The organism is Daquilactobacillus linshuiensis (assembly GCF_052828685.1).
In genome coordinates, this window is sequence record NZ_CM128255.1 from 299,577 (window position 1) to 311,002 (window position 11,426).

The window sequence follows — 11,426 nt, forward strand, 5'->3', positions numbered from 1 at the left end:
CCTCTTAATTTAAGGCTTCTACTAGTCTTTGTAAGCCAATTTGTAAATTGCTCATTTGAGTAGCAATGTTGATTCTTATATATAATCTTTTAGGACTAGTAATACCAAATTCTGAAGAAGTTTCAACACCTAAACCTGCATTATCTAGCTTTTGTTTTAATTCTTCTTCTGTAATCCCTAAGTATGATACATCAATCCATGATAAATATGTTGCTTCAAGATTTGCGACTCTAGCTTTAGGAAGATTTTTTTGGATAAAAGAGTCTAAGTAATTATAATTAGTTTCAATGTATTTAAGAACTTCTTCTAACCAGCGCTCTCCAAAGTGATATGCGGAAATCATAGCTGCAGTTGCAAATGTATTAAGCATTTTAGGCTGAAAGCTTTCGTTTCTATTCATATCCATTTTTTTAAGAAGTTCGTTATTTGTTGTAATGTAATAAGCTGACTGTAATCCAGCAAGATTAAATGTCTTGGATACAGATTTAAAAGTTACAATATGATCTTTATATTCTGGACATATCTTTGCGAGAGGTTGGTAGTTATATCCAGGAAGAACTAAGTCACTATGGATATCATCAGATAAAATCCATACGTTGTGTTTTTTACAGATTTTGGCTAGTTGTAAAAGTTCATTTTCACTCCAAACTCTACCTGTTGGATTATGAGGATTGCAAAGAATGAAGGCTTTTACATTATTATCAATTATTTTTTGTTCAAAATCTTCAAAATCTAATTGATACCCATATTGGTCTTCAATAACAGGATTATTTATAAGAGTTCTATGAGAATCTTCAATTAATGTTTTAAAGTGTCCATAAAAAGGAGTTTGTAATATCACAGAATCACCTAACTCGGTAACTGACTTAAGCGCCAATGATAATGCGGGAATTACCCCATTTGAAAAGCCAATTTCTTCAGAATTGATTTTCCATTCGTTACGTCTTTTTAACCAAATTTTAACTGCATTAATCAATTCTTTATTTTCATTTGGTGGTAGAGGATAACCAAAGATTGAATTTTCTGCGGTCTTTTTTAGATCTTCAACAATTTGTTTTGGTGTGGCAAAATCCATATCAGCAACCCACATCGGTAAAATATTAGGGTTATTATAACGTGAGCCTGTTGCTGCCCATTTAACAGAATTAGTATTTTTTCTATCAATAATTTCATCAAAATCATACATAATTACTTACTTCTTTTCTTAATTAGTATTTAACAATAAAATTCTAACACAATTGTTAAATATGGAAGTTTGAAAATGTTCTATAAAGTAGATTATGTTAAAATTAAATATAAACTATATATAGATTTGAGGCTTTTAAGTTGTCTAATTTTGATATTTCAAAGATTAAAATTTTAAAAAATGAACCATTAAGTAAGTATACATTTACAGAAACAGGTGGACCGGCTGATTCTTTAGCGTTTCCTAAAAATCGTGAGGAATTGATTAGCCTCGTAGATTACTGTCATGATGAGAATATATCAATTACAGTTATTGGAAATGCTAGTAATTTGATTATTAAAGATGGTGGAATTCGTGGAATGGTAATCATTCTACCAGAATTTAAAAATATTGAGGTAGAAGGTCAAAACATCACTGCTGAAGCTGGTGCAACAATTATTGAAACTACTAAAGTTGCAAGTAAATTTAGTCTATCAGGACTTGAATTTGCTGCAGGTATACCAGGAAGTGTTGGTGGCGCGGTATTTATGAATGCCGGTGCTTATGGTGGTGAAATTTCAGAGTGTCTTGAATCTGCTGAAATTTTAATGCCTAATGGTAAGATTGTTATTTTTAGTAATAATGATATGAACTTTAGTTACAGAATGAGTGCTGTTCAATCAAACGGTGGAATTGTTATTAGTGCAACATTTGCACTTACACCTGGAAAACATGACGTAATTCAAGCAAAAATGGATGAACTAAATGAGCTACGTAGATCTAAACAACCCTTAGAATATCCTTCATGTGGAAGTGTATTTAAACGTCCAAAAGGTCACTTTACTGGTCCATTAATTATTAAAGCAGGACTTCAAGGCCACTGGGTTGGTGGAGCACAAGTTTCTGAAAAACATGCAGGATTTATTGTTAATCGAAATCATACTGCAACAGCTACTGATTATTTAGAATTAATTAAGTTAATTCAAAAAACTATCAAGGAAAAATTTGATGTTGATTTAGAAACAGAAGTTAGAATTATTGGTGAAGATAAATAAATTTATAAAAAAGATGGGAGTGATTAGATGGCAATTATGGAAGTGATTTTGCTTTTAATCACTCTTGTTGTTTTATCAAACGTTATTTCACATTATGTTGTGTTTATTCCGGGAAGTTTGATACAAATATCTCTAGGACTCGTTGTGGCTCTTTTGTTTAAAGTTAAGATTTCAGTTGAGACTGATTGGTTTATGTTATTATTTATCGCGCCAATTTTATTTTATGATGGGAGTCGGTTCCCTAAAAAAGAACTTTGGACAATGAAAAAGCCAATAATAGCAAATGCGATTGTTTTAGTTATTATTTCGACTTTTTTAGTTGGTGGAATTATTCATCTAATTGTTCCTAATATTCCCTGGGCAACAAGTTTTGCATTAGCAGCAATTTTAGCACCTACAGATCCAATTGCGGTGCAGTCAATCTCTAAAAAAGCCAAGCTACCTAGCAACTTAATGCATTTGGTAAGTGGTGAAAGTCTAATCAATGATGCTTCAGGATTAATATGCTTTAAATATGGGGTTGCAGCAACCGTTTCTGGTGTTTTTTCTTTACAGGCTGCGGTCGTTGATTTTTTTTATATGAGTATTGTCGGAGCTTTAGTTGGTTTATTCATAATGTGGTTAATTGATATCTTAGAGTTGTTTATTTATCAACAAGGAATTGACGATAGTACATTACATACAATTATTAGAATAATAACGCCATTTTTAATTTATTTTATTTCTGAAGAAGTTTTTCATGCTTCAGGTGTTGTGGCAGTAGTAGTCGGTGGAATATTCAAAATGGGTTCAAGTAATAAGAGATTTTCTGTATACTCGTCAGAATTACAAATTGTCACAACTAAAACTTGGAATTTATTTGTATATGTATTAAATGGTATTGTTTTTGTGATTTTAGGTATTGAGTTGCCTTCTGCTATGAGAAGTATCATTGTTTCTGAACACAGTACAATTTTGGCAATTGGCTACGCCATTGTAGTTTGGCTAGCTGTATTATTAGTGCGAACTGCTTGGTCTTTTATATATGATCTATTCTCTAGAAAAAAACGTGCAAGTCTTAAAATGGCGATTTTAAGTGGACTGTCAGGAGTACGTGGTGCAGTTACTATGATTGGTGTTTTATCATTGCCGTTAGTTATAGATTATGGAAGTCCCTTTCCCAAAAGAACACTGGTGTTATTTATTGCTAGTGTTGTAATTATTTTAAGTTTGATTTCAGCTACCATTTTTATACCTTTAATTTCTAAAAATAATAGTCCTGTTCATTATCGTGGTAGTTCATTAGATGAAGATAGTGATGAAAATAATCAAGGCTTAGTATCACAAACAAATGCTGAAATTTATATTACAAAAATAGCCATTCAATATTTAGAAGGGCAGCGCAGACAAGACAATCAACAAGCCACTCTTGATTTGATTTCTGAATACGAACGAATATTGGCTACGTATGAACTAAGTAAAAGTTCAATAAATGGAGTTTCGGACTTATTACGTCAAAATATGGAATTGCATGCGGTTACTTTAAATGCTGAGCTTCAAAAACTTAATGATCTTCATAAAAAAAGTGATATTAGTGAAGATATTTTTAAGTATGAGTCTAAACGTCTTAACAAAATATTGAAAAAAATTAATCTTAATAAGGATAATCGTTCTATATCGATTTGGAGTTTAATGATAAGTTCGTTAATACTAAACTTAAGACGACTAAAAAAATACTTTAAACTAGAATCCAAAAAACATAAAAAAATGATGCACGAAGCAAAAATTTATGAAAAAGAGCTAGCTAAGCACGCTATTAAAAAATTATCTGAGTATTTAAATGAAACTGAAAAAAAATACAACCAAAATCTTGTTTATCAACTAGCTTCGAGTTATCGTCGTAGAGTAGAGACTTTGAAGCATGTGGATAAAGTTATTGAAGATTACGAAGAACAGGTAAATATATTAAGAACTGCTGTATTGTCAGAACAAAGAGTAGCAGTTTTAAATTTACTTGAGCAAGGAAAGATCTCTCGAAAAACAGCTTCAAATATAAGAACAAAAATTAATTATGCGGAAAATTCAATGAATATTGAATTAGAGGAGTAGATATGACTCTTTTAGAATTAAAAAATGTAACTAAAGTTTTTGATGATAATGTTGTTTTGAAAAACATTAATGTAGAAATTGAAAAAGGAAAATTCTATTCAGTTTTAGGACCTTCTGGATCAGGAAAAACAACAATTCTAAGAATTATTTCAGGATTTATGCAGCCAACTAGTGGAGAAGTAATCTTTAATGGGAAAAATATAAGCAATCTTCCTGCTAATAAAAGAAATATGAATACAGTTTTTCAAAACTACTCACTTTTTCCGCATTTAAATGTTTATGAAAATGTTGCTTTTGGTTTGTCATTAAAAAAAATTGATGAAAAAATCATTACAAAAAAAGTAAAAAAAGCATTGAAGTTAGTGCAGCTCGAAAATTTTGAAGGTCGAATGATAGATGAATTATCAGGTGGCCAGCAGCAAAGAGTAGCTATTGCCCGGGCAATAATTAATGAACCGGAAATATTATTGTTAGATGAACCTTTATCAGCATTAGATATGAAGTTACGAAAAAAGATGCAATATGAATTACGACAATTACAACAAGATTTAGGCATTACATTTATTTTTGTTACTCATGATCAAGAAGAGGCTCTTGCAATGAGTGATGAAATAATTGTTATGAATGATGGAATTGTACAACAAAGTGGAACACCTGTTGATATCTATGATGAACCTATTAATCATTTTGTGGCTAATTTTATTGGAGATAGTAATATTGTTGCAGGAAAAATGATTGATGATTATTTAGTGGAATTTGTCGGTAAAGAATTTGAGTGTGCTGATGCAGGTATTCCTAAAAATGAAAAAATAGAAATTGTAATTCGTCCTGAAGATTTAGACATTACTACAAAAGAAAATGGAAAATTGGTGGTTAATGTGGATAGTCAGTCTTTTAGAGGCGATCATTTTGAAATATTGGCACATGATGAAGATGATAATGAATGGTTAATTCATTCAACTAATTTTGCAAAAGAAGAAAAAGGAATTGGATTATTTTTTGAACCAGAAGATATTCATGTTATGCGTTTAAATGAATCTGAAGAAGAATTTGATGCCCGATTAGAAAGTTATGAGGAGTAAATGATGAGAAAAAAAGTCTTTTACATACCTTACTTTTTTTGGATACTGTTTTTTGTGATTGTTCCTATTTTGTTAATCTTTATTCAGTCGCTTTCAATTAACAAAGGCACAAATTTATTTAGTAATTACTTTAACTTTTTTTCTTCTATAACTTACTTAAAGATGACATTTAATTCATTTTTATTTGCATTTATAATTACTTTTTTGTGTTTAATAATTAGTTATCCAGCGGCATATTTTATAGCCAATTCAAAATATGATTCTTTTTTAATTTTATTGGTAGTATTGCCAACATGGATTAATTTGTTATTAAAGGCTTATGCTTTTATTGGTATATTAAGCCACGATGGTACAGTTAATTCTTTTTTGTCATTTTTAGGAGTGGCTCCTAAGCAATTATTATTTACTAATTTTAGTTTTATATTTGTCGCTACTTATATCGAAATTCCGTTTATGATATTGCCAATTTATAATTCGATAAAAGCTCTAGACAAAACTTATATACAGGCAAGTCAAGATCTAGGAGCTACCAAGGTTCAAACGTTTAATAAAATTATTCTTCCTTTAACAATGAATGGAATTAGAACCGGAGTTCAAACTGTATTTATTCCTTCATTATCATTATTTATGCTTACCAGATTAATTGGTGGCAATCGTGTTATTACCTTAGGTACGGCAATTGAAGAACATTTTTTAACAACAATGAATTGGGGAATGGGATCCACTGTAGGTGTAATTTTAGTGATCATAATGGTTATTATCATATTAATTACATCTAAATCTTCAAAAAGAAAGGTAGGTATAAAAGTAGATGAATAAAATTTTTTCAAAAGTTTATTTAATTTTATTATTTGTTATTTTGTATCTACCAATTGCTTATTTAGTATTGTTTGCATTTAATACTGGAAATAGTATGGGAAGCTTTCAGGGCTTTACATTGGATCATTTTAATGAATTATTCTCTGATAATCGATTAATAAGTATAGTGATTAATACTTTTTTGATTGCTATTTTGTCATCCTTAATTGCAACAATTATTGGATTAGCAGGAGCGTTATTCATTGATAGTTTGCACTCAAAAAAATTGATTACAACTTATTTATCATTAAATGATATTTTATTAGTTTCTCCGGATGTTATTATTGGATCGAGTTTTTTAATTTTGTTTACTGTATTAGGCTTTAGTTTGGGATTTATGTCAGTTTTATTGAGTCATATTGCTTTTAGTATTCCCATTGTTGTTTTAATGATTCTTCCAAGACTAAAGGAAATGAATAAAACAATGATTGATGCAGCTCAGGATTTAGGTGCATCAAATCTTCAAGCATTTAATAAAGTAACTTTGCCGTTTTTATTTCCTAGTATTTTGACTGGATTTTTTATGGCATTTACGTATTCTCTTGATGATTTTGCTGTAACATTTTTTGTAACTGGAAATGGATTTGAAACTTTATCAGTGGAAGTCTATTCACGTGCTAGACAAGGTATTAGTTTAGAAATTAATGCTTTATCTGCCTTGATTTTTGTGTTCTCACTGATATTAATTGTAATATATTATTTATTATCAGTCCGCAATAAGAAATCTGTAGGAGTAGGGAAAGGGAGAATAATGTAATGAAAAAAGTAGTTATTTATATCTTCTTATTGCTTAGCCTATGTGGAGTATTTACTGTTGCTAACATCAAATTAAATAAAACTACGGATTCCAATTCTAAAACATTAATTATTTATAATTGGGGAGATTATCTTGACCCTAAATTAATTAAAAAATTTGAAAAAGAATATCATTATAAAGTTATATACGAAACTTTTGATAGCAATGAAGCGATGTTTTCAAAAGTGAAACAAGGTGGAACAAATTACGATATTGCGATACCTAGTGACTATATGATTCAAAAAATGAAAAGTGCAAAACTATTAAAAAAATTAGATAAGAAACAAATTCATGGCATAAATAATATTGATAATTCTTTTTTAAACCTTTCATTTGATAAAAATAATCAGTATTCAATTCCTTATTTCTGGGGGACATTAGGAATTGTTTATGATAAAAGAATGCCTGAAAATATTCAGCCAAAAAAGTGGTCTGACTTATGGAATAAACAATTTAAGAAAAAAGTTCTAATCGTAGATTCTGCTAGAGATATTATGGGGATGTCATTAATAGATTTAGGATATTCTGTAAATTCAAAAAATGATACACAGTTAATCAAAGCTAAGAAACACTTAGATAAGTTGTCGCCTAATATAAAAGCAATAGTTGCCGATGAAATTAAGATGTATATGGAAGATAATGAAGCACCAGTCGCAGTTACATGGTCCGGTGAAGCTTCTGAGATAATGAATAGAAATAAAAATATGACATATGTTGTTCCTAAAGAAGGTAGTAACATGTGGTTTGACAATATTGTTATTCCCAAAACTAGTAAAAATCAAAAGGGCGCATATGACTTTATTAACTTTATGCTAGATCCTAAAAATGCTGCTCAAAATGCTAATTATATTGGTTATGCAACTCCTAATAAATTTGCAAAAAAATATATAAATAAAGAGCAAATTGATAATAAAGAACTCTATCCTAAAAAATCTACTTTAGATAATTTGCAAGTTTATAACGATTTAGGTAAAAAATATATTCAAAAATATAATGATTTATTTTTAGAGTTTAAAATGATATCCAATTAATCAAATAATTGTGTATTTGGTATAATGGGTTTTATAGGTTAGGAGAGAGACAATGACCATATTAAATTATGATATTTTTAGTTGGTCCACATTGACTAACATTATTGATGTTTTAGTAGTGTGGTTTGCTTTGTATAAGTTATTAATGCTTATCAAAGGTACAAAAGCCATTCAGCTTCTAAAAGGAATATTTGTTATTTTAATTATTAAAGGATTCAGTTGGCTTTTAAACTTGCATACTGTTTCTTACTTAATGGATCAAGTTTTAAGTTGGGCAATTATTGCAAGTATCGTTATTTTTCAACCTGAAATCAGACGAGGCTTGGAACACATTGGACGTGCACCATTTTTTGGAATTGGTAATAATGAAGAAACTAATGCTTCTGCTGAAAACTTAATCAGTAGTTTGGATGATGCTATTCAATATATGTCAAAAAGAAGAATTGGTGCTTTAATGACTATTCAAATGAATACAGGGCTTGAAGAGTATATTGAAACTGGTATTCCACTTGAATCGGAAGTTACAGGAGCGCTATTAATAAATATCTTTATACCTAATACTCCACTTCATGATGGAGCGGTTATTATTCAAAATAACAAGATTGCAGTTGCAGCTGCATATTTACCACTATCTGAAAGTAATACTATACCTAAAGAATTTGGTACAAGGCACCGTGCTGCAGTTGGTATTAGTGAAGTGACTGATGCATTAACAATTGTGGTTTCAGAAGAAACTGGTGAAGTAATGATCACAAGAAATGGTCAAATGATGACTAATTTATCACGTGAAGATTATCTAAAATATTTAAATGCTCAATTAAATATTAATAATGAAAAAAGTAGTCTCTTGTCTTCAATTTTTAGTAAAGATGGACAAGGGGGTAAGAAATAATGAAAAATTTCTTTGATAGTAAATATGCATACGCTCTTGTATCTCTCGTCATTGCTATATGGTTATTTATTAGTGTAAGCTCTCCGGGATCACTTTCAACAAGAGATGCTGCAAGTAAACAAATTAAGCAAACTGCAACTAAAGTTGTTACAGTTAAAGATGTGCAAGTTCAAACGAATGTAGATGATGATAAATATTTTGTAACAGGATATCCTAGTACCGTTGATGTTAAACTAACTGGTTCATCATCGTTAGTAGAAACAACAAAGAAAACTAAAAACTTTCATGTTATTTTAGACTTAACAAACTTAGGCGTTGGACAACATAAAGTTAAACTAAGAACAACGGGATTAAATAATGAGATAAAAACAAATATCAAACCTGAATACGTAACTGTCAATATTCAAACAAAAATTTCAAGAGTATTTCCAATTCAAATTGTTTTTGATAAAAGTTCAATAAAATCTGGCTATAAAGTTGCTATGCCAACTGCTAATCCAGATACTGTAACAGTATCTGGTCCAAGGTCTGAAGTAAGAAAAGTTGCTCAAGTTGTCGCTGATGTTGACTTACCTAAAAATATTAAATCTAATATTGATAAAGAAGTTTTATTACAAGCATTAGATAGTGATGGTAAAATAGTTAACGTAGTGTTAAATCCACAGACAACGCACGTATCAATCCCAGTTACAATTCCAAGTAAACAAGTATCACTCACAACTAAACAAACAGGTAGTCCTGTTGATGGCTATGAATATGCCATGAAGTTAGATACTCAAAGTGTAAAAGTATATGGTGATGAAGATACACTAGGAGGAATAAGTGAATTAAGTATTCCGATAGATGTATCTAAAATTAAGTCAGATACTAAAAAAACAATAACACTTACTGATGTTTTTAAAGATCAGATTTGGGATTCAGATCCAAAAACTGTTACTGTGGAAATAACAGTAAAAAAGACAGAAGATAAAAAGAATGATTCTCCAGATACTGACACTAATAAAAATAATAATAATGACGAAAAAAATAATTAAACCAATTTTTCTTAAGGAAGAGGTATTTTAAAATGGGTAAATATTTTGGAACTGATGGAGTAAGAGGCATTGCTAATGTTGGTTTGAAACCAGAGTTTGCATTTAAGTTAGGTAGAGCTGGTGGATATGTATTAACAAAACATACTGAAAAAAAACAACCAAGAGTATTGGTTGCAAGAGATACAAGAATTTCAGGAGAAATGCTTCAATATTCATTAATTTCAGGGCTACTTTCGGTAGGAATTGAAGTTTTAAACTTAGATGTGATAACAACACCATCAGTTGCTTATCTAGTAAAAGCTCAAAATGCAGATGCTGGTATCATGATTTCAGCATCTCATAATCCTGCCCAGGATAACGGAATTAAGTTTTTTGGTTCAGATGGATATAAATTAGCTGATGAAACTGAACTAGAAATTGAAAAATATCTTGATGCAACAGAAGATGACCTACCTAGACCATCGGCACAAGGATTAGGAACAATTGAAAATTATCCAGAAGGATCTTTGAAATACGTTGAATTCTTGAAACAAACAGTTCCTGGAGATTTGTCTGGAATTAAGTTAGTTGCTGATACTGCAAATGGAGCAACAAGTAAAATTGCAGGTAATTTATTTGCTGATTTAGATGTTGACTTTAATATTATTTCTAATAATCCTGATGGAATTAATATCAATGATGGAGTTGGCTCAACTCATCCTGAAAAATTGGCAGCTGAAGTTGTTAAACAAGGTGCACAATTAGGGTTAGCTTTTGATGGTGATGGCGATCGTTGTATTGCTATTGATGAAAATGGGGAAATTGTTGACGGAGATAAGATTATGTTTATCTTGGGTAACTACTTCAAAGACAATGGAACATTGAAAAAAGATACAATAGTAACAACTGTAATGAGTAATATTGGTCTTTATAAAGCTATTGAAGCTAATGATATGAAATCCGTTCAAACTGATGTTGGCGATCGTCATGTTGTTGAAGAAATAAGAGAAAATGGATACTCATTAGGTGGAGAACAATCAGGACATGTAGTATTGTTTGAATTCCATAACACTGGTGATGGTATGCTGACAGGAATTCAATTAATGAATGTGATGAAACAAACTGGTAAAACATTGTCACAACTTGCAGCCCCAGTAAAAACATATCCACAAAAACTTGTTAATGTTTCTGTAACTGATAAAAAAGGTTGGGAAAACTATAGTAAGATAGTCGATTCAATAAAATTAGTTGAAGAAAAAATGGCTGGCGATGGACGTGTTTTAGTAAGACCTAGTGGGACAGAAGACTTATTACGTGTTATGGTTGAAGCTTCAACAGAAGAAAAAGTAAACGAATATTGTGATAGTATCGTTGATGTAGTTAAATCAGAAATTGGAAAATAGAGCTGGAAAGCTCTATTTTTTTGTTTATTTTGGCATTATTGTA

General features: G+C 30.3%; 10 protein-coding genes. 9 read left to right on the top strand and 1 reads right to left on the bottom strand.

All coding sequences use genetic code 11. The annotated features are described in order from the left end of the window. Positions 1 to 4 precede the first annotated feature (4 nt). Positions 5 to 1,186, bottom strand: coding sequence for a MalY/PatB family protein (locus ACUV9F_RS01625; protein ID WP_446183950.1), 1,182 nt, complete (start codon positions 1,184 to 1,186; stop codon positions 5 to 7). A gap of 140 nt (positions 1,187 to 1,326) precedes the next feature. Here ACUV9F_RS01625 and murB point away from each other — a divergent pair, with 140 nt between their 5' ends. From murB to glmM, 9 genes are read left to right on the top strand one after another with little or no spacing between them, the layout of a single operon-like run. Next, entirely contained in the window at positions 1,327 to 2,220 is an 894-nt protein-coding gene (murB, locus tag ACUV9F_RS01630; protein WP_446183951.1) for a UDP-N-acetylmuramate dehydrogenase, read from the top strand. Between the two features lie 27 nt (positions 2,221 to 2,247). Beyond that, on the top strand, positions 2,248 to 4,308 hold the full coding sequence (locus tag ACUV9F_RS01635) for a cation:proton antiporter (protein ID WP_446183952.1): 2,061 nt from the start codon (positions 2,248 to 2,250) through the stop codon (positions 4,306 to 4,308). 2 nt (positions 4,309 to 4,310) lie between these two features. After that, positions 4,311 to 5,390, top strand: coding sequence for an ABC transporter ATP-binding protein (locus ACUV9F_RS01640; RefSeq protein WP_446183953.1), 1,080 nt, complete (start codon positions 4,311 to 4,313; stop codon positions 5,388 to 5,390). Then, a complete protein-coding gene (locus ACUV9F_RS01645; protein WP_446183954.1) occupies positions 5,391 to 6,209 on the top strand; it encodes an ABC transporter permease in 819 nt (272 codons plus the stop codon). Continuing rightward, positions 6,202 to 7,005, top strand: coding sequence for an ABC transporter permease (locus tag ACUV9F_RS01650; RefSeq protein WP_446183955.1), 804 nt, complete (start codon positions 6,202 to 6,204; stop codon positions 7,003 to 7,005). The genes ACUV9F_RS01645 and ACUV9F_RS01650 overlap by 8 nt, the downstream gene beginning before the upstream one ends. Beyond that, positions 7,005 to 8,075 carry an ABC transporter substrate-binding protein gene (locus tag ACUV9F_RS01655; RefSeq protein ID WP_446183956.1) on the top strand — a complete coding sequence of 357 codons (1,071 nt, stop codon included), beginning with the start codon at positions 7,005 to 7,007 and terminating at the stop codon, positions 8,073 to 8,075. Before ACUV9F_RS01650 ends, ACUV9F_RS01655 begins: the two co-directional genes overlap by 1 nt. Positions 8,076 to 8,127: 52 nt before the next feature. Beyond that, positions 8,128 to 8,967 (top strand): diadenylate cyclase CdaA, encoded by an 840-nt coding sequence (cdaA, locus tag ACUV9F_RS01660; RefSeq protein ID WP_446183957.1) that lies wholly within the window; start codon positions 8,128 to 8,130, stop codon positions 8,965 to 8,967. Further along, positions 8,967 to 10,001 (top strand): CdaR family protein, encoded by a 1,035-nt coding sequence (locus tag ACUV9F_RS01665; RefSeq protein WP_446183958.1) that lies wholly within the window; start codon positions 8,967 to 8,969, stop codon positions 9,999 to 10,001. The genes cdaA and ACUV9F_RS01665 overlap by 1 nt, the downstream gene beginning before the upstream one ends. Positions 10,002 to 10,033: 32 nt before the next feature. Further along, entirely contained in the window at positions 10,034 to 11,383 is a 1,350-nt protein-coding gene (gene glmM / locus ACUV9F_RS01670) for a phosphoglucosamine mutase (RefSeq protein WP_446183959.1), read from the top strand. Positions 11,384 to 11,426: the final 43 nt, after the last annotated feature.

Coding starts and splice junctions, on each gene's coding strand:
- ACUV9F_RS01625 (WP_446183950.1), bottom strand. CDS start 1,186: ATGTATGATTTTGATGAAATTATTGATAGAAAAAATACTAATTCTGTT.
- ACUV9F_RS01635 (WP_446183952.1), top strand. CDS start 2,248: ATGGCAATTATGGAAGTGATTTTGCTTTTAATCACTCTTGTTGTTTTA.
- ACUV9F_RS01640 (WP_446183953.1), top strand. CDS start 4,311: ATGACTCTTTTAGAATTAAAAAATGTAACTAAAGTTTTTGATGATAAT.
- ACUV9F_RS01645 (WP_446183954.1), top strand. CDS start 5,391: ATGATGAGAAAAAAAGTCTTTTACATACCTTACTTTTTTTGGATACTG.
- ACUV9F_RS01650 (WP_446183955.1), top strand. CDS start 6,202: ATGAATAAAATTTTTTCAAAAGTTTATTTAATTTTATTATTTGTTATT.
- ACUV9F_RS01655 (WP_446183956.1), top strand. CDS start 7,005: ATGAAAAAAGTAGTTATTTATATCTTCTTATTGCTTAGCCTATGTGGA.
- cdaA (WP_446183957.1), top strand. CDS start 8,128: ATGACCATATTAAATTATGATATTTTTAGTTGGTCCACATTGACTAAC.
- ACUV9F_RS01665 (WP_446183958.1), top strand. CDS start 8,967: ATGAAAAATTTCTTTGATAGTAAATATGCATACGCTCTTGTATCTCTC.
- glmM (WP_446183959.1), top strand. CDS start 10,034: ATGGGTAAATATTTTGGAACTGATGGAGTAAGAGGCATTGCTAATGTT.